19 protein-coding genes are annotated in these 24,790 nt (G+C 33.3%); 6 read left to right on the forward strand and 13 right to left on the reverse strand.

Annotated features, from left to right (window positions below; translation table 11 throughout):
- Positions 1–60 precede the first annotated feature (60 nt).
- From ACM55G_RS00340 to ACM55G_RS00355, 4 genes are all read left to right on the forward strand, one after another.
- Positions 61–2,271 (forward strand): S9 family peptidase, encoded by a 2,211-nt coding sequence (locus tag ACM55G_RS00340; protein WP_416841911.1) that lies wholly within the window; start codon positions 61–63, stop codon positions 2,269–2,271.
- Positions 2,272–2,355: 84 nt separating this feature from the next.
- Positions 2,356–3,900 carry a peptide MFS transporter gene (locus tag ACM55G_RS00345; protein ID WP_416841912.1) on the forward strand — a complete coding sequence of 515 codons (1,545 nt, stop codon included), beginning with the start codon at positions 2,356–2,358 and terminating at the stop codon, positions 3,898–3,900.
- A gap of 4 nt (positions 3,901–3,904) precedes the next feature.
- Entirely contained in the window at positions 3,905–5,710 is a 1,806-nt protein-coding gene (locus tag ACM55G_RS00350; protein ID WP_416841913.1) for a peptide MFS transporter, read from the forward strand.
- A 45-nt stretch (positions 5,711–5,755) separates the two neighbouring features.
- Positions 5,756–6,217, forward strand: coding sequence for a thioredoxin family protein (locus ACM55G_RS00355; RefSeq protein ID WP_416841914.1), 462 nt, complete (start codon positions 5,756–5,758; stop codon positions 6,215–6,217).
- 3 nt (positions 6,218–6,220) lie between these two features.
- Here ACM55G_RS00355 and ACM55G_RS00360 read toward each other — a convergent pair whose 3' ends face one another.
- The 5 genes from ACM55G_RS00360 to surE form a co-directional block, all read right to left on the reverse strand.
- Positions 6,221–8,257: a ComEC/Rec2 family competence protein gene (locus tag ACM55G_RS00360; RefSeq protein WP_416841915.1), complete on the reverse strand. Its 2,037-nt coding sequence runs from the start codon at positions 8,255–8,257 to the stop codon at positions 6,221–6,223.
- 67 nt (positions 8,258–8,324) lie between these two features.
- Positions 8,325–8,819, reverse strand: coding sequence for a C40 family peptidase (locus tag ACM55G_RS00365; RefSeq protein ID WP_416841916.1), 495 nt, complete (start codon positions 8,817–8,819; stop codon positions 8,325–8,327).
- A gap of 36 nt (positions 8,820–8,855) precedes the next feature.
- Positions 8,856–9,968: a lipid-A-disaccharide synthase gene (lpxB, locus tag ACM55G_RS00370; protein ID WP_416841917.1), complete on the reverse strand. Its 1,113-nt coding sequence runs from the start codon at positions 9,966–9,968 to the stop codon at positions 8,856–8,858.
- A 103-nt stretch (positions 9,969–10,071) separates the two neighbouring features.
- Entirely contained in the window at positions 10,072–10,377 is a 306-nt protein-coding gene (locus ACM55G_RS00375; RefSeq protein ID WP_416841918.1) for a hypothetical protein, read from the reverse strand.
- Positions 10,337–11,119: a 5'/3'-nucleotidase SurE gene (gene surE / locus ACM55G_RS00380; protein WP_416841919.1), complete on the reverse strand. Its 783-nt coding sequence runs from the start codon at positions 11,117–11,119 to the stop codon at positions 10,337–10,339. The genes ACM55G_RS00375 and surE overlap by 41 nt, the downstream gene beginning before the upstream one ends.
- A 208-nt stretch (positions 11,120–11,327) precedes the next feature.
- On the opposite strand from surE, the gene ACM55G_RS00385 reads away from it, so the two are divergent.
- The gene (locus ACM55G_RS00385; RefSeq protein ID WP_416841920.1) at positions 11,328–13,613 is read left to right on the forward strand and encodes a carboxy terminal-processing peptidase; all 2,286 of its coding nucleotides are present in this window, start codon (positions 11,328–11,330) and stop codon (positions 13,611–13,613) included.
- Between the two features lie 361 nt (positions 13,614–13,974).
- Here the strand turns inward: ACM55G_RS00385 and rodA are convergent, their stop codons facing one another.
- The 6 genes from rodA to purH form a co-directional block, all read right to left on the reverse strand.
- Positions 13,975–15,210: a rod shape-determining protein RodA gene (gene rodA / locus ACM55G_RS00390; protein ID WP_416841921.1), complete on the reverse strand. Its 1,236-nt coding sequence runs from the start codon at positions 15,208–15,210 to the stop codon at positions 13,975–13,977.
- An 18-nt stretch (positions 15,211–15,228) separates the two neighbouring features.
- Entirely contained in the window at positions 15,229–17,172 is a 1,944-nt protein-coding gene (gene mrdA, locus ACM55G_RS00395; RefSeq protein ID WP_416841922.1) for a penicillin-binding protein 2, read from the reverse strand.
- On the reverse strand, positions 17,169–17,675 hold the full coding sequence (locus ACM55G_RS00400) for a rod shape-determining protein MreD (protein ID WP_416841923.1): 507 nt from the start codon (positions 17,673–17,675) through the stop codon (positions 17,169–17,171). Before ACM55G_RS00400 ends, mrdA begins: the two co-directional genes overlap by 4 nt.
- A complete protein-coding gene (gene mreC / locus ACM55G_RS00405; RefSeq protein ID WP_416841924.1) occupies positions 17,668–18,492 on the reverse strand; it encodes a rod shape-determining protein MreC in 825 nt (274 codons plus the stop codon). Before mreC ends, ACM55G_RS00400 begins: the two co-directional genes overlap by 8 nt.
- A 90-nt stretch (positions 18,493–18,582) precedes the next feature.
- A complete protein-coding gene (locus ACM55G_RS00410) occupies positions 18,583–19,611 on the reverse strand; it encodes a rod shape-determining protein (RefSeq protein ID WP_416841925.1) in 1,029 nt (342 codons plus the stop codon).
- Positions 19,612–19,664: 53 nt separating this feature from the next.
- Positions 19,665–21,191, reverse strand: a complete 1,527-nt coding sequence (gene purH, locus ACM55G_RS00415) for a bifunctional phosphoribosylaminoimidazolecarboxamide formyltransferase/IMP cyclohydrolase (RefSeq protein WP_416841926.1) — start codon at positions 21,189–21,191, stop codon at positions 19,665–19,667.
- Between the two features lie 164 nt (positions 21,192–21,355).
- On the opposite strand from purH, the gene ACM55G_RS00420 reads away from it, so the two are divergent.
- Positions 21,356–22,606, forward strand: a complete 1,251-nt coding sequence (locus ACM55G_RS00420) for an ABC transporter permease (protein WP_416841927.1) — start codon at positions 21,356–21,358, stop codon at positions 22,604–22,606.
- Between the two features lie 133 nt (positions 22,607–22,739).
- Here the strand turns inward: ACM55G_RS00420 and accD are convergent, their stop codons facing one another.
- Positions 22,740–23,594 carry an acetyl-CoA carboxylase, carboxyltransferase subunit beta gene (accD, locus tag ACM55G_RS00425; protein ID WP_416841928.1) on the reverse strand — a complete coding sequence of 285 codons (855 nt, stop codon included), beginning with the start codon at positions 23,592–23,594 and terminating at the stop codon, positions 22,740–22,742.
- A 103-nt stretch (positions 23,595–23,697) separates the two neighbouring features.
- Complete coding sequence (gene fbaA, locus ACM55G_RS00430) at positions 23,698–24,765, reverse strand: class II fructose-bisphosphate aldolase (RefSeq protein WP_416841929.1); 1,068 nt, start codon at positions 24,763–24,765, stop codon at positions 23,698–23,700.
- Positions 24,766–24,790: the final 25 nt, after the last annotated feature.

Consider the following 24,790-nt stretch of genomic DNA (forward strand, 5'->3'; position numbering starts at 1 on the left):
TGAATTAAAATGATGCCTCTTGGCGTATAACATATTTCCAAAATTTAATATCATCTAAATATGAATTCTAACAAAATTACGGCCTTACTTTTATTCTTGTGTTTTACTGTTTTTGGCCAACAAAAAATCACAATTGAGGAAATCTTTAATGGCACTTTTACTGCTAAGGGAATGGATGAATTACAGTCCATGAAAAATACCAATCAATATACGGTATTGAATTCTAACCAAATTTCAGGAAACACACAAATTGATTTATATGATTTTGCAACTTTAAAAAAAGTAGCTACACTTATAGATACAAAATCTCACAAAGATTTATCTAACGGCATTGATAGTTATACGTTTGATGCTTCTGAAAAAATGATTTTGTTAGCGTGTAATACCAATAAGATTTTCCGTCATTCTTTTACTGCCGATTATTATTTGTACGACATAGGGACGAAACAATTAACAAAGTTATTTGATTTTCAAATCCAGGAACCTACATTTTCGCCAGATGGTAAAAAGATAGCGTATGCAAAAGAAAACAATCTTTATGTATATGATTTAGCTTCAAACAAATCGACACCTATTACTACAGACGGAAAGAAAAATAACATAATCAATGGAATTACGGATTGGGTTTACGAAGAAGAATTTGCTTTCGTAAGAGCATTCGATTGGAGTAAAGACAGTGAAAAAGTGGCTTATATTCGTTTTGACGAAAGCCAAGTTCCTGAATTCTCCATGTCTATATTTGGAAAGGATTTATATCCTAAAATCGAAACATTCAAATATCCAAAAGCGGGTGAAAAAAACTCGTTAGTGTCATTGCATATTTATGATGTTAACAGCAACGCAACCAAAAAAGTAAATCTTGAAAATTACAATGATTTTTATATCCCAAGAATAGAATGGACAAACGACGCCAATGTTTTGTCTGCGAAAGTATTGAACCGTCATCAAGACAACTTGGATTTGTTATTTGTTGATGGAACAACTGGAGCAACAAAAGTGGTTTTAAATGAAAAAGACAAAGCTTATGTAGATTTTACCGATACTGATAACCTTACTTTTTTGAAAGACAATAGTTTTATTTGGACTAGCGAAAAAGATGGTTTCAATCATATTTACCTTTATGATAAAACGGGAAAATTAAAAAAACAAGTAACCAAAGGAAACTGGGAAGTGACTTCTTATTATGGATTTGATGAGAAAACGAATACTGTTTTTTATCAATCGGTAGAGAATGGATCGATTAATAGAGATGTTTATAGAATAGGCCTTGACGGAAAAAATAAAGTGCGTTTGTCTAAAAATGTGGGAACAAGCGCCGCCACTTTTAGTCCTAATTTCCAATATTACATCAATACGTTTTCTAGTACTTCGCAAGCATCAATTTATACTTTGAACGAAGCCAAGACGGGGAAACAAATCCAAGTTATTGAAAACAACGAAGCGTTATCAGCAAAACTAAAACCATACAGCTTACCTGTTAAAGAATTTTTTGTTTTGAAAACTGAAAAAGGAAATGAGCTGAATACTTGGATTATGAAGCCAAAAGATTTTGATTCTACTAAGAAATATCCAGTTTTTATGGTTCAATATTCCGGCCCTGGTTCACAGTCTGGAGCCAATCAATGGAATGCTTCCAATGATTATTGGGCTATGATGTTAACGCAACAAGGTTATATTGTGGCTTGTGTTGACGGTCGTGGAACAGGTTTTAAAGGTGCCGATTTTAAGAAGGTGACCCAAAAAGAATTAGGGAAACACGAAGTGGAAGACCAAATTGATGCAGCGAAAGTTATAGGAAATTACTCTTTTGTTGATAAATCTAGGATTGGAATTTGGGGATGGTCTTACGGAGGTTTTATGGCTTCTAATTGTATTTTGAAAGGAAATGATGTTTTCAAGATGGCAATTGCGGTGGCTCCAGTTACGAGTTGGAGGTTTTATGATAGTATTTATACCGAACGTTACATGCAGACACCTCAAGAAAATGCGAGTGGTTACGATGAAAATTCTCCAATAAATCACGTGGATAAACTAAAAGGGAAATTTCTTTTAATTCACGGTTCTGGTGATGATAATGTGCATGTCCAAAATTCGATGCAAATGATGGAAGCACTAATTCAAGCCAATAAACAATTTGATTCTCAAATATATCCTGATAAAACCCATGGGATTTCAGGGGGTAAAACCAGAATTCAATTGTATACTAAAATGACAAATTTTATAAATGAAAATTTAGGAAATAAAATTGTTTCAGACAAAGACACAATTTGATTGTCCAATCTTTAAAATAAAAGCCAGAATTAAATTGTAATTAAAATGACTAACTTTATCAAAGAAAATTTATAACCCAATTTTATGACACACGACTTATCGAATAAAAAAGATTTTTTTGGACATCCAAGGGCACTTTTTATATTGTTTTTTACAGAAATGTGGGAACGTTTTTCGTTTTATGGAATGAAAGCGCTTTTAATTTTCTATTTAACACGATACCATCTTTTTTCTGATACCAGTGGGAATTTATTAATAGGAAGCTATGCCGCCTTGGTATATGCTGTACCAGTAATTGGAGGTTTTATTGCAGACCGATATTTAGGCTTTAGAAAAGCGATAGTTTTTGGTGGAATAATGCTTGTTCTAGGACATATAGGAATGGCTTATGAAGGAAATGCAGCGACACAATCGGTCACCGGAGAAATTACTAGAGACGATGCAGCCTTACAAATATTTTATTTTTCGTTATCATTAATAATCGTAGGAGTTGGTTTTCTTAAAGCTAATATTTCTTCATTAGTTGGTGAATTGTATCAAATAGGAGATAAAAGAAGAGATTCTGGTTTTACATTATTTTATATGGGGATTAACTTAGGATCGTTTTTAGCTACTATAATTTGTGTTTGGCTCGGAGAAACGTACGGTTGGAGCTACGGATTTGCAGCTGCTGGTGTAGGAATGTTTTTTGGATTATTGACTTTTATCTCTGGAAGAAAATTGTTGATGGGAAAAGGAGAGTCAAAAGTCCCGGAATTCTTAGAAAAAAAATCTTTTGGATTGAAAAACGAATGGTTAATATACTTAGTTAGTGTTTCATCAGCTTTGCTATTTTGGCAAATGGTACAACGACATGAAGTAGTTTCTAATTCATTAATGATTGCTGGTGCAGTTTCATTTATTTATATAATTTATTACAGCATCACTCAATTGGATAAAAAAGCAAGAGAGCAATTAATTGCATTAACAATTTTAATCGTTTTTACAGTAATTTTCTGGGCATTATTTGAACAAGCATATACTTCGTTAAATTTATTTGCGGATCGGATTTTAGATAGAACGATCTTTGGTTACACAATCTCTGCGGGACAATTTTTAAGCTTTAACGCCTTGTTTATTATTTTATTAGCCCCAGTTTTTGCTTGGCTGTGGGTGAAACTCGGTAAGTACAATCCAAATACTGCAGTGAAATTTTCAATAGCTTTATTGTTTGTAGGATTAGGTTTTGGTTCTTTAGTTTTAGGGATTGGTTTGTCAGGTTTAGGAAAGGTGGCTATGGTTTGGCTAATTCTTACCTACTTTTTGCATACTTGTGGAGAATTATGTTTGTCACCCGTTGGGCTTTCAGCAGTTACTAAATTATCTCCTGTAAAAATAGTTGGGTTCATGATGGGAGTCTGGTTTTTGGCAACAGCCAGTTCTGAATTTATTGCTTCAATTCTAGCCAATATTGCCTCAGTAGATACATCAAATGGTACGGCACCGGATTTAAATTTAGCAAAACAGAGTTACTTAACGCTTTTTGAATATTTATTTTATACTGGATTAGGTTTCGGAATTATTCTTTTAGCACTTTCACCAGTAATCAAAAAATTAATGCACGGAGTGGACAAAGAATTAAACAATTAATATTATGAGTGAAAACACTACAGATCAATTTTTTAAGAGTACCGTTCTAGGGCATCCGGCGGGATTATTCGTTTTATTCTTTACTGAGATGTGGGAGCGATTTTCATTCTACGGAATGCGTTCTTTATTAATATTGTTTTTGACTACTTCTTTTACAGACGGAGGTTGGGAATGGACAAGAGAAAATGCATCCGCTTTATTTGGTTCTTACGTTGGTCTTGTTTATTTGTCAACAATGTTAGGAGGTTATTTTGCTGATAAAGTGATCGGTTTTAGATGGGCAGTCGTTGTCGGTGCAATTTTAATGACATTGGGTCACGCTTCTATGGCGCTTGAAACAGAATTTTCTATTTATTTAGGATTGGTTTTATTAGTTTTTGGAAACGGATTTTTCAAGCCTAATATGACTTCCATTGTATCTGAAATGTACAAAGACCGTCCGGAGAAAAAAGATGGAGCTTATACGTTGTTTTACATGGGTGTCAATGCTGGTGCTTTCTTTGGAATATTGCTTTGTGGCTATTTAGGGGAAAAAGTAGGATGGAGTTATGGTTTTGGTCTTGCCGGAATTTTTATGTTCTTTGGAATGTTACAATTTTGGTTGTCTCAAAATATCTTTGGCGATATTGGTTTAAAACCAAGTGCCGCAAGTAAAGCTAAAGCTGAGGCTTTGGATACTGATAAACGAAATCCATTTACACCTTGGCAACTTGGAATTATTGCGCTATCATCAATTTTAGGATTATTATGGATTTTAAATGATCCTGCTTCAAAAATTTCAGGAGGCAAAATAAATATTTTTTCTTTTCTTGGTGAAAACGGAAACGCAATTGCTATAGTTTCAGCTTTGCTTTTATTTATTATTCTATTAATTTACAGATTTACGCAATATTCAAAGATCACTAAAGAGAAATTAATCGCAGTAACATTTTTTGCCTTTCTAACAATTTTCTTTTGGGCCATTTTCGAACAATCACCCAACAGTTTAACCATTTTTGCTAATGATTATACGGATCGAATTTTAGTTGGGAATTGGAGCGTAGTGTTTTTAGTGGTTAATTCAATGATTACAATAATGCCATTAGTTATAATTACTTGGGTATTGTATTTGTTGTTTAAACAGACGTTCAAATACTATGCGGTGGCAAATATTATTTTGAGTGTAAGTTTTATTATAATATGGGCAATCGCAATTTGGATGTTGACCAAAGATTATTACACTGCAGGGTATTTATCTTTATCGGATTCCACTTTGGAATCATTAAAAATTGCAAAAGTAACAACTCCATTAACGGAGGTTCCCGCTACTTGGTTCTCCACATTAAATTCGTTGTTTATCATTTCATTAGCTCCATTGTTTTCAAAATGGTGGGAAAGTAAATACAATCCTTCCGCAAATTTAAAATATGGCATCGGAATGGGATTATTAGCGATTGGAATGGCATGTGTTGCTTGTGGTGCAAGTGGTATTGAGGCAGGTGCTAAAACAGCGTCGGTTAGTATGATTTGGCTTATTTTGGTATATCTTTTTCATACAATGGCAGAATTGTGTATCTCGCCAGTAGGGCTGTCTTATGTTAGTAAATTAGTTCCTGCAAGAATGATTGCATTTATGTTTGGAGTTTGGTATCTTGCAGTAGCAATTGGTATGAAAGGAGCGGGTATGTTTGGTGAGAATATTGATAAAATCGCCAACGAACATGGATTAAGTTATTTCTTTTGGATGTTGACAATAATTTCAATTGTTGTAGCTTTATTCTCTATTTTAATGACTCCTGTAATTAAGAAATTAATGCACGGTGTTAGGTAAATTTTAGGCACTATTATTGATTAAGTAATTATAAAAACATAAAAGATGAAGAAAATAATTGTAGGAGCATTTCTGTTTGTTGCTTCATATGCTGTTCAGGCACAAGAATTAGTGTGGGAAACCAATGTCAAAAAGGCAATGGAAGTTTCTAATAAAACCAAGAAACCAATGTTACTGTTTTTTACAGGTAGCGATTGGTGTGGTTGGTGTATTCGATTGCAAAAAGAAGTTTTGAAAACCCCAGAATTTGCTGCTTGGGCAAAGGAGAATGTGGTTTTGGTTGAATTGGATTATCCAAGAAGAACACCACAGACACCTGAAATTAAAACTCAAAATAATGAATTACAGCAAGCTTTTGGTATTCAGGGATTCCCAACTATTTATTTTGCCAATAGCACTAATAAAGAGGGGAAAGTAAATTTTGAAGGGTTAGGAAGTACCGGTTATGTTGCTGGCGGCCCAACGGCCTGGTTAGCTGTAGCTAATGGAATTCTGAAAAAGAAATAATTTTCAATTTAACGTATAGCATCCCTTTTCACTAATTGCGTGAAAAGGGATTTTTTGTTTGTTGGAAGTTGCTTTCCAGTATTTTTGTACTTTTTTATAATTTGATGCATCAGCGACAACCATTTTAGGTTGTACGTATTGAAATAAACGGTCTAAATTTATTTTTGGAGATTGTGTCAGTAACAAAATATCAGGTTTTATGTTTTTTGGATAAATCCCTAAACTATCCAAAATCAGAATTTTTTTTCCATTAAAAAAAGCGGCGTTTGGAATTCTTTTTTTAGCTCCCAAAGTGCTGAAATTCCCCACTAAATAAGAGTTTAGAATGTTATTTTTTAGAGAAGCTTTCAAAATACTGTCATTAGCATACAAAGTAACTTCTTCTCCGTTTCGCTCCGTAATCAGTGTGTTTTTTTTGGAATTGAAAACTATCCATTCTTTTTGGTTTTGTACATCCGATACGTTTTTTATATATGAAATTTGTAAAACGATTATCGAAATTAAAGCCATTACCAATTTGGTGAAACTTGGCTTTTTGAACCAAAGGATAGTAGTTATTATTAATAAGTAGAAACTAATTAAAAAATTTAAATTGAATGGGATGTTTTGAATTATAAATTGTTCCAGCGACGCAATCGAATTGATAATTTTATTCAAATAAAAGACACTCCACTCCAATGGTTTGGAAAAAAATAAAGGAACGTATCCGAATGCAGCCAGTACCATGACCAAAACGCCTAAAATCATTATGAGACTCAGCAATGGAATGATAATTAAATTGGTCACGAAGAATAAACCTGGGAATTGATGGAAATAATAGATGCTCAACGGTAAAGTACCAATTTGCGCTGCAAAGGAAACGGTGAGGATGTCCCAAATGTATTTCAAAACTTTATTTTTTGGCAACCAAATAGAAGCTAAAAGTGGTTGAACCCAAATGATAAAAAATAAAGCGATATAGCTCAATTGAAATCCAACATCAAACAAAAAGGTAGGTTGAAAAAGTAAAATAAGCAACATAGATGCCAATAAGGTGTGGTAAATATTTACACTTCTGCCTAAATGGCTACCTACTGCGATAAACGAAAACATAACCACAGAGCGAACTACAGATGGCGATAAACCAGCGATTAATCCAAATAAGGATAATGAAGCGAGGATAAGAATTAACTTGATGAAAGCGCCTTTTTTAGTATTAGGTAATGGTTTGAGTATAAAAGTCACAAAAAGCAATATGAATCCGATATGCAATCCCGAAACTGATAAAATATGTACCGCACCAGCAAATTGATAATCCCGAATAATTTCTGGAGAAATATCCTGTTGTTGTCCCATAATCAATGCAACTGCTACATTTAATTCGGTTTTATGGAAGTTACTTTTTTCTAAGTTATCAATGATTTTTGTCCTTAATCTGGACGTGTAATACCAAATGTTCTTTTCCATTTCAGAACTTATACTCATCTCTTCAACATCAGCATAGAGTTGGGCATAGATTTGTTTGTTCTCTAAATATTTGCTGTAATCAAATTGGCTGGGATTATTTGGCGGACTATTTTTATATAAAATGCCATTAATTCGTAGTTGAGTTCCAATTTCAAATCGACGCTTCAAACTGTCTTTACTGATATTAAGGAGTATTCTTCCAGAACTTTCTGTTTGATCAATGCGGTTAACAATTGCAACATAGCGATCATTAAAAGTAGAACTTTTTAATTTTTCACGCAGCGTGACTGATAATAAATATGGTTTTTCGAAAATAGAATCATAATGAATATAATTACTTTTCTTAAAATAATCGGTGTGCACAATTAGAGTTGTAGCTCCGATAAAAAAAGAAACGAGATAAGTAGAAATACCAAAATAAGTGTTTTTTGTATAATTTTTTTTGGATAAAAAATAAAAAAAGATAAAAGTGTTGACGGAAATAAATAGTAAGACAAAAACAATTTTAGGTTCCGGTTTTAAATAATAGGCCTGAAGAATCCCTAAAATGAAACCAAACGTGATTCTCGCTAAAGGAAATTGTAGCACTTTCATTTTTCTAAAGTACAAATTTTTTAGTAAGAAATAGCTTTATTTTTTTACAATAAAATGAACAGAATATTTATCGAATAATTCTATTCACTTGGGCAAATGAACTTTGATAATAAGGCTCTTTTGTTGAGGAAATTATTACGCCTCGGGAAGTAGAAGAGTGAATAAATTTCACATTATCGTCAGAAATGTCAATGACCATTCCTACATGATTAATTTGAGATTTTCTATTGGTTTTAAAAAATATTAAATCTCCTTTTTTAATATTATCACGGTCAATGATTAACCCCAATTTAGATTGTTCTAAAGAGGAGTGTGGTAGCTGAATTTTATAGGAGTTAAAAACGAAATAGAGCAGTCCAGAACAGTCAAAACCTGCTTTTGTAATACCTCCACTTTTATATTTGACACCAAGATTTTCAGAAGCGGAATGAATTAATTGCGCTATTAGATGCCTTGTTCTCTCTGTATTTACTTCAGTATTTTTTGAAGGAATAATTACTGAAGTTGATTTACATGCCGTAAAAAAAATAAGAATCAATAGAAGGTAAAGCAGGTGTTTCAAAGAGTTGTTTTTTTTAATATTTTAAAAGAATTGGAATCATTGTAAATCAGCTACAATTAATTTTGCTGTTTTTTCGCTGGCTCCTATTCCGCCAAGTTTTGCTTCTAGAACGTTATATTTCTCGAAAAGTTGTTTGCGATGATTCGATTCCAGAATTTTTTTCAGTTCTTCCCGAATGCGTTTCGTTGTACAGTCTTCTTGAATTAATTCGGTGACCACTTCCTCATCCATGATCAAATTCACTAACGAAATATATTTTAAAGTAATAATTCGTTTTGCAATTTGATAAGAGGCCCAGCTCCCTTTATAGCAAACTACTTCAGGAACTTTAAAAAGTGCTGTTTCCAGCGTTGCAGTTCCTGATGTAACTAATGCGACAGTAGCATTTTGCAATAAATCATACGTTTTATTGGATATGAATTTTATATTTTCATTGGATATAAACTTCTCATAAAATGAATATTCCTGACTTGGAGCGCCTGCAATGACAAACTGATATTCTGGGAAATCATTTACAACACTTAACATCACCGATAGCATTTTAGTGATTTCTTGTTTTCTACTGCCAGGTAGAATTGCAATAATGGGTTTTTCGTCTAATTTATTTGCGCTTCTAAAAGCGGTAGCTTCGATTGGGATTTGGTTATGGATTGCGTCAATCAATGGATGACCTACAAATTCAACAGGAAAATGATGTTTGTCTTCGTAAAAAAATTTCTCAAAAGGTAAAATCACATACATTTTGTCTACATCTCGTTTTATTTCAGTAATTCGGCTTTCTTTCCATGCCCAAATTTGGGGTGAAATATAGTAATGGGTTTTGAAACCCAATTCTTTTGCCCATTTTGCAATTCGTAAATTAAAACCGGGATAATCGATAAATACTAGTACATCCGGTTGGAATTTCAGAATGTCTTTTTTACATATTTTGATATTGCTTAAAATAGTTTTCAAATTGAAAATTACTTCAATAAATCCCATAAAAGCCAATTCGCGATAATGTTTCACCAAAGTTCCGCCAACGTTTTGCATCAAATCACCGCCCCAAAACCGAATGTTGGCTTTAGGATCTTCTTTAAAAAGTGCTTTCATCAAATTAGAACCATGTAAATCCCCTGATGCTTCTCCAGCTATAATGTAGTATTTCATGTATTTATGTTTTGGAGTTTTTCAATTTTTTAGTGTCAGTAATAAATTCAGAAACCTTTCTGTCAAATTTTTTATAATTCACATAGGCCTGACTATTGTTATTTTAAATAAATAAAGACACAAGTGTCATAATAATAACTGCTAAAATCACACCTCGCGCCATGAGTTCTTTATTTAATTTGAGTAAAATGCCAAAAGCTACTAAATCTAGAATGGATCCCAGAGTGATTATTTTTCCCAATTTTCCTTCTGATTTCATGATATGCATTCCATTGATAAAGTCAAATTCAGTGAACAAAGTGATAAAAAGATAACTACCTAATAGTGAAGCTAAAATTCCGATTATAAATCCAGTTAATAAATCTATTTTATTCATTCCAATTCCAAGTGTTAAGTTGTTGTGTCGCATGATGCGCGGTCAAGTCAAACTGGACTGGAACAATTGAAATATATCCGTTTTCTAAAGCCCATTCGTCAGTGTCTTCGCCATTGTCCTGGTTCACAAACTCACCGGTAAGCCAATAATAATCTTTGCCTTGCGGGGTTTTCCGTTTATCGAATTTTTCCATCCAAACAGCTTTGGCCTGACGGCAAATTTTGATTCCTCGGATGTCTTTTTCTTTCAATTTTGGAAAATTTACATTCAAAATTACTCCTTCAGGTAATTTATTTTCAAGAACTTCCAATGTTATTTTTCGAATAAATGACTTTATTTCTTCAAAATTAGCATTCCAATCATAATCTAATAAAGAAAATCCAATAGCTTGTATTCCTTCTATACCGGCTTCAACAGCTGCACTCATAGTTCCGGAGTAAATTACATTTATAGAAGAATTGGAACCGTGATTGACACCAGAAACGCACAAATCAGGTTTTCGTTTCAAAATTTCGCTGACTGCAAATTTCACACAATCTACAGGAGTTCCAGAACAACTGTATTCTGTTATGGCATCGTCTTCTTTCGAAATTTTATTTAGATACAGCGTGTCATTAATGGTAATTCCATGACCTGTTGCGCTTTGCGGTGCGTCTGGAGCAACAACAACAACTTCTCCTATTTCTGCCATTACGGCTATTAACGCCCTAATTCCCGGAGCAGAAATTCCATCGTCATTTGTAACTAATATTAAGGGCTTGGAGTGTTTTGTCATTTTATGTTTTAAGAAAGGATTTCTAATTAAAATATTTAAATAGCAAATGTAGTCACACAAAACCGTAATTTATAACAAAGAAAATAAAATTTGTCAACTTAGAATATTTAACCTAGATGAAAAAAAACAATTTTATATCTTTAACAAAAAATTATGCAGCCCTTGTTATACTTGGCATAGTTTTTACCGTAATTTAGTTTAAAAATTGATGAATACTATTATTGACTTTATGAAAAGAAATTATAAAATACTTCTTGTTGTTGTTTGTCTCTCAGCGACACTGTTTGCATTTAAAATTAATGCATCAAAGGAAGAAGATCCAGATAAAGATAAGTTGTTATTGGAATTATTAACCTTTGTAATTCAAAAAGGGCATTATAATCCTGCAGCTATAGATGACACTTTTTCCAAAGGAATTTACAAAGATTACATTCAAGCTTTAGATCCTTCTAAACGATTTTTCCTGCAGTCCGATATCGATGAGTTTTCGAAATTTGAAACGCAATTAGACGATGAATTGTTAAATAAAGATTTGACGTTTTTCAATCTTACGTATGATCGTTTGATGAAAAGAATGGAAGAAAGTAAAAAGATTTACAAATCGGTTTTGAGTCAACCTTTCGACTATAAATCGGATGAGAGTTTTAATACGGATTACGAAAAAGCACCTTATCCCAAAGATGTTAAAGAACTTACCGATAAATGGCGTAAACAAATCAAATTGTCAACGCTTTCGTCTCTTACCGATCGTTTAAAAATCCAAGAGAATAAAAGTAACGGTATTGTAGAAAAAGAGGCGAAAGATACTTTGGATCTATTGAAACAAGAAGAGACACTTAAAGTTGATCCGATTAATTCAGATAATGCTAAAAAAGATGAAATAATTGATACCGGTAAGCCAAAAACTTTTGTGGAGCTAGAAAAAGAGACTAGAGAAAGTGCTTTAAAATCTTTGGATGAATATTTTGGTTTCATGCAGGATTTAGACAGAAATGATTGGTTCTCTGTATACATCAATTCTATTACGTCACGTTTTGATCCGCACACTAATTATTTTGCACCAGAAGAAAAAGAACGATTTGATGTAAGTATCAGTGGGAAATTAGAAGGAATTGGAGCCCGTCTTCAAAAGAAAAATGATTTCACTGAAATTTCAGAACTTATTTCTGGGGGTCCAGCTTGGAGAGGAAAACAACTTGAAGCAGGAGATTTGATTATGAAAGTTGCTCAAGGAAATGCAGAGGCTATTGATGTTGTAGGAATGCGCCTTGACGATGTTGTTAAAAAAATTAAAGGGCCAAAAGGTACTGAAGTCCGTCTTACAGTAAAAAAAGTAGATGGAACGATTAAAATTATTTCTATTACTAGAGATATAGTTGAAATTGAAGAGACTTATGCTAAATCAAGTATCGTTAATAAAAACGGATTGAAATATGGGGTTATTTATCTTCCAAAATTCTACATTGACTTTGAAAATAAGGACGGAAGAGATGCAGGAAAAGATATCGCTAAGGAAGTAGAACGTTTGAAAAGCGCAGGGGTAAATGGTATTGTATTGGATGTACGCGATGATGGTGGAGGTTCATTGTCAACAGTTGTAGATATTGCAGGCTTGTTTATTGAGCAAGGGCCAATTGTACAAATTAAGTCTGCTGGCAGAAAGAAAGAAGTATTGTTTGATAAAGATAAAAAAATTGAATGGGACGGTCCATTGGTAATCATGGTTAATAGTTTTTCAGCTTCTGCTTCCGAGATTTTGGCAGCTGCAATCCAAGATTATAAAAGAGGAATTATCATTGGTAGTAAACAAACTTATGGTAAGGGAACCGTACAAAATGTAATTGATTTAAATCAATTTGTTCGTAATAGTGCTGTGGGTGATTTAGGGGCCGTAAAAACGACTACTCAAAAATTCTATAGAATTAATGGTGGTTCTACGCAACTTGAGGGAGTCAGCAGTGATATTGTTATGCCAGACAGATATGCCTATTTAAAAATGGGGGAACGTGATGTAGACAATGCTATGCCATGGGATAAAATCGACCCTGCGGAATATAGTTTATGGAATAAAAATGCAAATTTTAATCAAGCAATTTTAAATAGTAAAAAAAGAATTTCCCAGAGTTCACAATTCCAATTGATTGAGGAGAATGCTAAATGGATTGATAGCAGAAGTGAGGATAATACTTATAGCTTAAATATCGAAAAATTCAAAATGGCTCAAAGTGAAATTGAAGAAAAAGCTAAAAAATACAAACCTCTTTCTCAATATAAAAATTCCCTCATATTTACTTCTCTTCCATATGAAATTGCAGAGGTGAATAAAGACGTCGCTTTAAAAGAAAAAAGAGACAGATGGCATGAAGCTTTGTCTAAAGATATTTATGTTGAAGAAGCATTAAATGTATTGGATGATTTGCAAACTAAAACGGTCTTGAAAAAAAACACCTCTATTCCTACTAAATTGAAAAAAGAAAAATTAGCGAGATCATAAGGATCATTTTTTAATTACGTAGTTATTGAATGTACTAAAAAAACGTTCCAGAAATTCAAATAAGAATTTTTGGAACGTTTTTAGTTTATTGTATTTTTATTATATTTGATTTTTTTCTTCTTACAAAAGAATAGAGCCCTTCGTTAGGATGCTTTAAAAAGGAATTAAAGCAATTTTGATGTTATAAAAACATTCCCAAGATTTATCGGTTTTAAGTAAGCTTTTGAAGGTCCGTTTATTAGTTTTTTATTTTATCAAAGTGACCAGCGGAAGCTCTTGACAAAATAATTAAAAAACTTTAACGAGCTGAGAAACTTGAAATGAATAGCAGGATTAAGCTTCTAATACTTAAATCTTTTATTTACCACTCGTTTACTTTATTGGCATCCATTTTTATAAATATAAAAAGTAAAATTGTAAAGCCCCAAAGACCGGATCCACCGTAAGAAAAGAAAGGTAGCGGCACCCCAATTGTTGGAAATATACCTGCAACCATTGCGATGTTTACAAAGAAATGAATGAATAAAATTCCCGCAACACAATACCCATAGACTCTACTGAATTTCGTTTTTTGTCTTTCGGCTAAGTATATTAATCTTAAAAATAAACCCACAAAAAGGCCGACAACTACTAATGAGCCAACAAATCCCCATTCTTCGCCTACTGTTGTAAAGATATAATCAGTGTGTTGTTCCGGTACGAAGCCTCCTTTAGTTTGTGTACCTTCAAGAAAGCCTTTTCCTAGCCAACCACCTGATCCTATTGCTATTTCCGATTGATTTGTATTGTAACCAATCCCTTTCATGTCTACCGACTTCCCCAATAAAATATTAAAACGGTCCCTGTGATGTTGTTTGAAAACATTTTCAAATACGTAATTAACCGATAAAACGAATCCTGACATTAAAACGAATAAAATTCCGCTTAATAGCATATTTCTATCCGACAATCTAGATTTGAAATATACAATAACGATTACAATTAATGCGATTAAAATGACATATTGCGGCTGTAATATTAACGTTAGTACAAATAAAAGAATGGTTATAAAGCCAGTCCAGACATACCATGAAGGAAGGCCTTCGCGGTATAAAACAATGATGAATATGCTGTAAATTAACGCACTTCCAGGATCTGGCTGAGGCAATATGAGCATGACCGGTAAAAACACAATTGCTAAGGCTTGTATTTGGCGGTTAACATCCTTTAAATTAATTTGCGTGTCACTTAAATATTTGGCTAAAGCCAATGCCGTAGCAGCTTTAGCAAATTCAGAAGGTTGGATTGTGAAGCTTCCAATACCGTACCAACAACGTTGTCCGGCGATGGTTTTTCCGAATACAAATAATCCTGCCAATGATAATAGAGAAATACCAAAAATGATACTTGCATATTTTTCGTAAAATTTACCGTCTACAGAAAGGACAATGAATATTAATGGAATAGTTAATACAATGAATATAAGCTGCTTTTCATACGTATCTTCCATTGAAGATAATGAGGAAGAGTAAATGTTCAACCAACCCATTATTACTAATAAGCTATAGATAATGATGCATATCCAATCAAGATTGTTCGTTACGCTTTGGTTTTTCATTTGAAATAGTATAGTGTATTAGTTTTCTTTAGTTGTATCAATTATAACTGGAGCAAGAACAGGGACAACTGCGTTTTTACTTTTCAAGATAGAATCACTTCTTCTCAATTGTAATTTTACAATTTCAGAAAGACCACCTAGTTTAGCATATTGCCCTTGTAAACTGGTATTCAAAATTCGGGTTTCTAAATCCGTTCTTGTGATTTTTTTTCTGAGGTATTTCTCAATCATTAAACTGGCAATCGGACCAGCTATCGTTGCTCCAAAACCACCATTTTCCACTAAAATAGCTATGGCAATTTTCGGGTTATCCTTTGGCGCAAAAGCAACAAAAATGGAATGGTCTTTTAATTGTTCTCTTTTACCATTTATTTTGGCAAAATTTTCGGCGGTTCCCGTTTTTCCACAAATATCAATTCCTTCAACTCTTAGAGAACTAGCTGTACCTAAATTGTACACATCAAATAAACCACTAATCATTGGTTTGTAATACCTTTTATCTATTGTGGTAACATGTTTAGTAGTGAATTTTTTATCAATTTTTTGACCTTCAATTTTTTTTATAATGTGAGGTGTATAATAATATCCTTCATTAGCAACAGTAGCCATCATATTAGCAAGCTGTATTGGAGTCATTAAAACTTCTCCTTGTCCTATAGCATTAGATACGATTGTGGTACTGCGCCAGCCGCCGTTAGGATAGATTTTTTTGTATGTTTTTGAATCAGGAATATTCCCTTTTTTACCAGTTGGTAAATCATATCCCATGAATTGTCCTAAACCAAAGCTTTTTACGTGATTGCTCCAAACATCAACAGCATAAGCCGGCTTTGCATATTTGTTTATAGTTAACATATAGGCACTAGCAAAATAGGTGTTACAGGAATTGTAAATACCATTATGCAATTGATGCGGTCCAAAACCGTGGCATTTCATGAATCGGCCTCGCGCATAACTAAAACCGTGGTGACACATAAAAGTGGACTGTTCGTTTACTACGCCTTCTTGAAGTGCAACAAGCCCAGTTAGTATTTTAAATGGAGATCCAGGAGGATATTCGGCTAATAATCCCCTGTCATAGAGCGGTTTTGCAATAGAATCATGATACAATAAGGTGTAGTTTTTAGATCGCTGCCTTCCTACAAGTATTCCTGGGTCATAAGATGGAGCGGTAACAAGAGCTAGTATTTCGCCAGTTTTTGGTTCAATAGCAACTATTCCTCCTCTTTTGTTGATCATTAATTCCTCACCATACTTTTGAAGTTCGGCATCAATCGTAAGGTTTATATCTTCTCCTTGAACCGCAATAGTATCATATCTGCCTTCTTTGTAAGATCCAATTTCTCTATTATATTTGTCTTTTTGGAAATATTTTACACCTTTTATTCCTCGTAAGATATCTTCATAACTTTCCTCAACTCCTTGTCTTCCAATTAAATCTCCACTATTGTAATATGGATTTTTTGCAACTAATTTCTCGTTGACTTGAGTAATAAATCCAAATACATTGGCACCAAAATCTACTTCATAATCCCGTAGCGAACGTTTTTGAAAATAGAAACCTTCATATTTTCGAATTTTTTCTTGAAAGGCAGCAAATTCACTTTTGTTTAATTGAGGTAAAAAAACCGATGGTAATCTTGGGCTATATACCTTGGCTTTTGCCATTCTTTTTATAAAATCCTCTTTTGTAATGTCTAATAGGAGACAAAATTCTGCAGTGTCTATTTCTTTTACATCTCTTGGAATAACCATGATATCATAGGAAGCCTGGTTGGCTACTAATAATTTACCATTTCGATCATAAATATAACCTCTTTCGGGATAGTCATATTTTATTTTTATAGCATTATTGTCTGATTTTAGTTTGAACGAATCATCTATAATTTGTAAATAAAATATTCGTATCACTAGCAATGATGCTGCAACAATGATTAAGGAAGGCAGCAATAATTTTCTCATCTTTTGTTTGGCTTAATAAGATATATTATTATAATGCAAATTAGGATTGTAAATAGTGTACTCAATAATGCTCGAAGTAAAATATCCAAGATAAAGCTAAATTGGAAGGCTTCAAGTAGAAATAAAACAAAGTGATGAATTACAACCGACATTAATATAAAAGAGAACCGTTCGGGAGTTAAAACATCATTTAATTTAACGGTTTGATATTCGTAGCTCAGCCCAAATGAAAATTTAAAAATATAGGGTCTAAAATAAGCTAGAATGATACATGCTGTGGTGTGTATTCCTCCAGAATTACTGAACATATCCATAATGAGACCCAGTAAGAAACTAGCGATCAATAATCCAGATTTGTTGCCATTTACAGGATATAGTATTATAAAAAGCACATATGGAAATGGACTTATATAGCCCAAAAAATTCATGTTATTGAAAATGATAATTTGAACTGCCAATAACAGAACAAAACGGAAAATATTGACTAACAAAGTGCTATTCATCTTTTTTTCCTTTTTCTAAATTAATAAGTTCATCACGATTTTTACTTTTTATGATATAAACGTGACCTAAATTTGTCATATCATTAAAAAGTTTTACATCCAATGTGTAGTAGTTAGTTTGATTGTCAATATAAATTTTATCAATGGTCCCAATGTTAATATTTTCCGGAAATATAACTGATTGTCCACCAGTTACAATTGTATCACCTTTTCTGATAGCTGCCAATCTTGGCACATCTATCAGTTGAACAAAACCGGTACTTTTTCCATTCCAAACCAATGAACCAAAATGATTTGATTTTTTAATCTTTGCGTTAATTTGGGATTTTTTATTTAAAATACTGACTACAGTTGCATAATTTGGTGAAGTATTGTCAATAATTCCAACAATTCCTAAACTGTTTATCACACCCATATCTGATTTCAAACCTTGCAATTCCCCTGAATTCAAGGTTAAGTAGTTTTCGTAAACATTGTATGAATTGTGTATTACTTTAGAAACGATGATATCTTCTGCTTTTACGCCTTTTAAACTATCTAATTTTTGTATTGCAGTTGTATCTTTACGATTAAAGAGAAGACTTTTTAATTCCGCATTTTCTAGGGCTAGCGCATCGTTTTGAGTTTTTAAATTCAAATACTCATTTACTGAATTAACTTTTTCATAAACGCCCCCACTTAAAAAGTTTGCAGAACTAATTATTTTACTTCTATGAAAAGAATGGGATTGAATGGTGAGCACCAATGAAATACCCAAAAGCAGCAAAAACAGTAATCTATTACTGTTTTTAAATATAAAATTAAATATTTGCTGCATGTATTATTGGTTATTTTGTTTCAGGTTTTATTCTTAAATTTCTATTTGCAAAACTATAAGGAAGCTAAGCGTATAGAATTATTTAAAACCTTATTTTATCAAGATACTTTTAAATTTTGAAAGGTTTTTCAGTGCCATTCCAGTTCCTCTAACTACTGCTCTTAATGGATCCTCAGCTATATAAACAGGTAAATCTGTTTTTTGTGAGATTCTTTTATCAAGACCTCTTAACATAGATCCTCCACCTGCAAGATATATACCTGTATTGTAAATATCTGCTGCTAATTCTGGAGGAGTTTGAGATAAGGTTTCCATTACAGCATCCTCAATTCTTTGAATTGATTTGTCTAATGCTTTTGCAATTTCACGGTAGGATACTTCTACTTGTTTTGGTTTACCGGTAAGTAAATCTCTTCCTTGAACTGACATGTCTTCTGGAGGAGTTTCTAAGTCTTCAATTGCGGCTCCAATTTGGATTTTTATTTTCTCTGCAGTACTTTCTCCAACAAAAAGATTGTGTTGGGTACGCATGTAATATACAATATCATTTGTAAAAACATCACCGGCAATTTTTACCGATTTGTCACATACAATTCCTCCTAATGCAATAACAGCAATTTCAGTTGTCCCACCACCGATATCAACAATCATGTTTCCTTTAGGCTGCATAATGTCAATTCCAATACCAATAGCTGCTGCCATAGGTTCGTGTATCAAATAGACTTCCTTCCCGTTTACTCTTTCACAAGATTCTTTAACTGCTCTCATTTCCACCTCGGTAATACCGGAAGGAATACAAACAACCATTCTTAATGCGGGAGTAAACATTCTTTTCTTTAATGCTGGTATGCTTTTTATAAACATACTGATCATTTTTTCCGAAGCATCAAAATCAGCAATTACACCATCTTTCAGCGGTCTTATCGTTTTAATGTTTTCATGTGTTTTTCCCTGCATCATGTTGGCTTCTTTACCAACAGCAATGATTTTACCTGAAACTCTATCACGAGCAACTATTGAGGGGCTGTCAATTACGACTTTATCATTATGTATGATTAAAGTATTAGCGGTACCAAGGTCTATCGCGATATCCTCGGTCATGAAATCAAAAAATCCCATAAGTTTTTTAAGGGTTAAAAGTTATAAATTTGTGACGGGCAAAGTTAAACAAATTAATGTTTAAAATGACGAGTTCCTGTAAATACCATTGCAACTTTATTTTCATTACAATAATTAATACTCAATTCGTCTTTTATTGATCCTCCTGGTTGAATTACAGCTGTTATGCCAGCTTTTTTTGCTATTTCCACACAATCTGGAAAAGGGAAAAAAGCATCGCTTGCCATAGACGCACCATGTAAATCAAATCCAAAAGTTTTTGCTTTTTCAATGGCTTGTAATAGGGCGTCAACTCTTGATGTTTGCCCGGTACCTGATGCAATAAGTGTACCATTTTTCGCAAAAACAATTGTATTTGATTTTGTGTTTTTACAAATTTTGGAAGCAAATATTAAATCCTGAACTTCTAGTTCAGTTGGCGCTTTAACAGTAACGGTTCTTAACGCTTCTTTATTGTCGGTTATGCTATTTCTTTCTTGAACTAAAATCCCGTTTAAGCAAGTTCTTACTTGTTTTTGAGGTAAAGCTACTTCGTTTTGAACTAATATAATTCTGTTTTTCTTCTCCTGTAAAATAGCAGTAGCTTCAGTGTCGTATTCCGGAGCAATTACTACTTCACAAAATAATTTGTTTATTTCTGCCGCAGTCGCTACGTCAATTTTAGTATTGGAAATCAACACACCTCCAAAGGCTGAAGTTGGATCACAGGCCAATGCAGCATTGTAAGCCTCACTAATAGTCTTCCTAGTTGCTAAGCCACAAGCATTATTGTGTTTCAATATTGCAAAAGTAGGGCCGTCATTTTTAAATTCATTAATCAAATTCACCGCAGCATCTACATCTAATAAGTTGTTGTATGACAATTCTTTTCCGTGTACTTTTTTGAACATAGCATCAAAATCTCCAAAGAAAAATCCTTTTTGATGTGGATTTTCTCCATATCGCAAGACTTGACCGTGAGCAATACTTTGTTTGTAAACAGTTTCGTCAGTATTGAAATAATTGAAGATTGCTGTATCGTAATGTGATGAAACATGAAATGCTTTTGTAGCCAATAATTTTCTGTTTGCAAGAGTAGTAGCTCCGTTTTGATCTGTGATCAAATCCAAAAGCAAACTATACTCTTCAACCGAAGCCACGATTACAGTGTCTTTAAAGTTTTTTGCGGCAGCACGAATCAATGAAATACCGCCAATGTCAATCTTTTCAATACTATCTGATTCACTTGCTCCTGAGGCAACTGTTTTTTCAAATGGGTATAAATCAACTATCACTAAATCAATTTGCGGGATATTGAACTCTTGCATTTGTTGCACATCACTGTCGTTATCTTGACGGTTCAGGATTCCTCCAAAAACTTTTGGATGTAAAGTTTTCACTCTTCCACCAAGAATAGAAGGATATAAAGTTACATCCTCAACAGGAACCACAGGGATTCCTAAATTTTTTATAAAATCTTCGGTTCCTCCAGTAGAGTAAAGTATAACATTTTGTTCGTGCAGTTTTCTTATAATTGGCTCAAGACCTTCTTTTGAGAATACCGAAATTAATGCCGATTGAATAGTTTTTGTTGTGTTCATTGTGTAGTTATAATTATAAAGTGCAAAAATAGTTTTTTTTTGATTATAAAATTCAATGAATTTGTGTAACATTATTTTTAAAAAACATACCTATGGATAGGTGTATTTTTATTAAGTTTATGAATTAAATTTTTAGAAATTTACTTTAACGCAAAAAAGATTTTATGTTAGTTTATCTTCGATTATTAAAAGAAAGTTTTGGTTTTGCAATGAATGCTTTACAAAACAATAAATTAAGAACCTTACTTTCTTTACTAGGGGTTACAATTGGTATTTTTTCAATAATAGCAGTACTTGCGGCAGTAGATTCTTTAGACAGGAAAATCACTAAAGACTTAAGCAGCCTAGATAAAAACACTATTTATTTAATGAAATTTTCTTTTGGCCCTTCAGATGTTCCACAATGGAAGAGAGAGCAGTTTCCAAATGTAAAGTATGATGAATACACTTACATGAAAGGAGTTATGACTAACACAGACCAAATGGGGTACCAAATTTTTACCAAAAGAGAATCTATAAAATATGATTCAAAAACGGTAAGTGATGTCAATATTGTTCCCGTTTCATATGAATTCATAGACATTCAAGGGTTGGAATTTCAAGAAGGGAGATTTTACACTGAGTCTGAGGCTAATTCCGGAGCTACAGTAATTGTTCTGGGAAATGAAATTGCAAAATCATTATTTGAAAATACCGAACCTATCGGAAAAAATGTGCGTTTGTATGGAAAACGTTTTACCGTTATTGGTGTTTTGAAAAAACAAGGTGCTGGATTGTTTGGGGATAGCGATGACACCTCTGCTTTTATTCCAGTAAATTTTGTTCGTCAACTATATGGCGACAATAACACTTCATTGACAAACGTAATCATTTTTAAGCCTGAAAGCGGGGTTGATATGGCAGCTTATAAAAGCGAAATATCTCAAAAATTAAGAAGTTATAGAGGTTTGAAGGCAGGAGAAATTGACAACTTCTTTGTTAATGTGTTTTCTGGATTTACTGATTTCATTGATGGCATTTTAGGTCAAATGAATCTTGTGGGTTGGATTATCAGTGGATTTTCTTTGCTTGTAGGCGGTTTCGGAATTGCTAATATTATGTTTGTTTCAGTAAAAGAACGTACCAATTTAATAGGAATACAAAAATCATTGGGTGCCAAAAATAAATTTATATTGTTTCAGTTTTTATTTGAAGCCGTAATACTATCCGTAATTGGTGGGGTGATTGGACTTTTATTAGTTTGGATAATTTCAATGGTTTTAACAAAAGTATTAGAATTTGAATTTGTTTTAGGAATGGGGAATATTCTTTTGGGAACTGGTTTGGCTGCTTTGATTGGATTGATTTCAGGAATCTTGCCAGCCATTGCGGCATCAAAACTAGATCCAGTTGAAGCTATTAGAACGGGAATGTAATTTTTAAAGAAGAATCTAAAATTTATATAAAAACGGCTTTCAAAATTATTTGAAAGCCGTTTTTTATTTGATTGCATCTTAAAAGATAAAACTTGAATTACATAAAAAAATCTCGATTACTCGAGATTTTCATTTATCTGATGTTGTTGTTTTGAATCAAATCAATGTACAAATTAATCTTGTCTTTCAATTCTTTTCTTGGCGTTATAAAGTCTAAGAAACCATGTTCAAGAAGAAACTCAGCAGTTTGAAAACCTTCCGGTAAATCTTTACCTGTAGTGTCTCTTACCACTCTTGGTCCAGCAAATCCAATTAACGCACCTGGTTCAGAAATATTAATATCTCCCAGCATTGCATAGGAAGCGGTTGTTCCTCCAGTTGTTGGATCCGTACATAATGAAATGTAAGGTAATTTTGCTTCGGCAAGTTGAGCCAGTTTAACGGATGTTTTAGCTAACTGCATCAAAGAATAGGCTGCTTCCATCATTCTTGCCCCACCAGATTTAGAAATCATTACAAATGGTAATTTGTTTTGAATTGCGTGATCGATTCCTCTTGCGATTTTTTCTCCCACTACAGCTCCCATAGAACCGCCAATAAAAGCAAAATCCATACAGCAAATTACTAATTCTTTTCCCTTGGATTTTCCAACTCCAGTACGCACTGCATCCTTAAGTTTGGTTTTTTCCATAACATCTCTTAACCGGTCTGCATATTTTTTTGTATCTACAAAATGCAAAGGATCTTTAGAGGTCATGTTTTTATCTAATTCAACAAATTCATTGTTGTCAAATAAAATTTGGAAATATTCTGCACTTCCAATTCTAACATGAAAACCATCTTCGGGACTTACGAATAAGTTACGAGCTAGTTCATCGGCATCAATAATTTTTCCAGTTGGAGATTTGTACCAAAGCCCTTTTGGAATGTCCATCTTGTCTTCAGTAGCGGTAGTAATCCCTTTTTCTTTTCTTTTAAACCAAGCCATTTTTCTAGTGTTCAGTGTTCAGTAATCCGTTCCTGTAGTTTCTGGTTTAGATTTCAAATCCCGATGGCTACATCGGGATTTGAAAACTTTAAACTTAATTTTATTATAGTGTATTCACATTGTTTAAGTCAGCAAATGCTTGCTCAAGTCTTGTGTTGAAGGTAACTTCACTTTCACGCAACCATTTTCTTGGGTCGTAATATTTTTTATTTGGAACATCAGCACCTTCTGGGTTTCCAATTTGAGTTTTCAAATAGTCAATATTTTTAACCATGTAATCACGGATACCTTCGGTAAATGCAAATTGCAAATCAGTATCAATATTCATTTTTATTACACCATAGCTGATACCTTCTCTGATTTCTTCCAATGTAGAACCTGAACCACCATGGAAAACGAAATCTACCGGATTAGCTCCTGTATTGAATTTGTTTTGTACAAAATCTTGAGAATTTTTTAAGATTTTCGGAGTCAATTTTACATTCCCTGGTTTGTAAACACCGTGAACGTTACCAAAAGCTGCTGCAATTGTAAATCTAGGACTTACTTTTGAAAGTTCTTCGTAAGCGTAAGCTACTTCCTCAGGTTGTGTATATAATTTTGAGCTATCAACATCAGAATTGTCAACACCATCTTCTTCACCACCAGTGATTCCAAGTTCGATTTCAAGTGTCATTCCCATTTTGCTCATTCTTTCTAAGTAGCCTTTGCAAATTTCGATGTTTTCTTCGATAGGCTCTTCAGATAAATCAATCATATGAGAAGAGAATAATGGCTTTCCTGTTTTAGCAAAATGTGCTTCTGAAGCGTCTAATAAACCATCAATCCAAGGTAATAATTTTTTTGCACAATGGTCAGTATGTAAAATTACTGTTGCTCCGTAAGCTTCCGCCAAAGTGTGAATGTGTAATGCTCCTGCAATTCCACCAGCGATAGCTGCCTTTTCACCTGCATTAGAAAGTCCTTTTCCTGCATTAAATTGCGCTCCTCCGTTAGAAAACTGGATGATAACTGGCGCATTTAATTTAGCTGCAGTTTCAAGCACACCATTGATGGTATTTGATCCCGTAACATTTACTGCCGGCAATGCAAATCCTTTTTCTTTAGCATAGTTGAAAATTTCCTGTACCTGATCTCCTGTAGCTACGCCCGGTTTTATGTTGTGTGCCATTGTAATTCTTTTTAGTTGTTTTTTA

Source organism: Flavobacterium algoriphilum, from assembly GCF_048158655.1.
In the GTDB taxonomy this organism is placed as follows: Bacteria; Bacteroidota; Bacteroidia; order Flavobacteriales; family Flavobacteriaceae; genus Flavobacterium; species Flavobacterium algoriphilum.

Bases quoted from the DNA above. Each gene is read 5' to 3' on its own strand.
- ACM55G_RS00340 (WP_416841911.1), top strand. From the start codon at position 61: ATGAATTCTAACAAAATTACGGCCTTACTTTTATTCTTGTGTTTTACT.
- ACM55G_RS00345 (WP_416841912.1), top strand. From the start codon at position 2,356: ATGACACACGACTTATCGAATAAAAAAGATTTTTTTGGACATCCAAGG.
- ACM55G_RS00350 (WP_416841913.1), top strand. From the start codon at position 3,905: ATGAGTGAAAACACTACAGATCAATTTTTTAAGAGTACCGTTCTAGGG.
- ACM55G_RS00355 (WP_416841914.1), top strand. From the start codon at position 5,756: ATGAAGAAAATAATTGTAGGAGCATTTCTGTTTGTTGCTTCATATGCT.
- ACM55G_RS00360 (WP_416841915.1), bottom strand. From the start codon at position 8,257: ATGAAAGTGCTACAATTTCCTTTAGCGAGAATCACGTTTGGTTTCATT.
- lpxB (WP_416841917.1), bottom strand. From the start codon at position 9,968: ATGAAATACTACATTATAGCTGGAGAAGCATCAGGGGATTTACATGGT.
- ACM55G_RS00375 (WP_416841918.1), bottom strand. From the start codon at position 10,377: ATGCGACACAACAACTTAACACTTGGAATTGGAATGAATAAAATAGAT.
- surE (WP_416841919.1), bottom strand. From the start codon at position 11,119: ATGACAAAACACTCCAAGCCCTTAATATTAGTTACAAATGACGATGGA.
- ACM55G_RS00385 (WP_416841920.1), top strand. From the start codon at position 11,328: ATGAATACTATTATTGACTTTATGAAAAGAAATTATAAAATACTTCTT.
- rodA (WP_416841921.1), bottom strand. From the start codon at position 15,210: ATGAAAAACCAAAGCGTAACGAACAATCTTGATTGGATATGCATCATT.
- mrdA (WP_416841922.1), bottom strand. From the start codon at position 17,172: ATGAGAAAATTATTGCTGCCTTCCTTAATCATTGTTGCAGCATCATTG.
- ACM55G_RS00400 (WP_416841923.1), bottom strand. From the start codon at position 17,675: ATGAATAGCACTTTGTTAGTCAATATTTTCCGTTTTGTTCTGTTATTG.
- mreC (WP_416841924.1), bottom strand. From the start codon at position 18,492: ATGCAGCAAATATTTAATTTTATATTTAAAAACAGTAATAGATTACTG.
- ACM55G_RS00410 (WP_416841925.1), bottom strand. From the start codon at position 19,611: ATGGGATTTTTTGATTTCATGACCGAGGATATCGCGATAGACCTTGGT.
- purH (WP_416841926.1), bottom strand. From the start codon at position 21,191: ATGAACACAACAAAAACTATTCAATCGGCATTAATTTCGGTATTCTCA.
- ACM55G_RS00420 (WP_416841927.1), top strand. From the start codon at position 21,356: ATGTTAGTTTATCTTCGATTATTAAAAGAAAGTTTTGGTTTTGCAATG.
- accD (WP_416841928.1), bottom strand. From the start codon at position 23,594: ATGGCTTGGTTTAAAAGAAAAGAAAAAGGGATTACTACCGCTACTGAA.
- fbaA (WP_416841929.1), bottom strand. From the start codon at position 24,765: ATGGCACACAACATAAAACCGGGCGTAGCTACAGGAGATCAGGTACAG.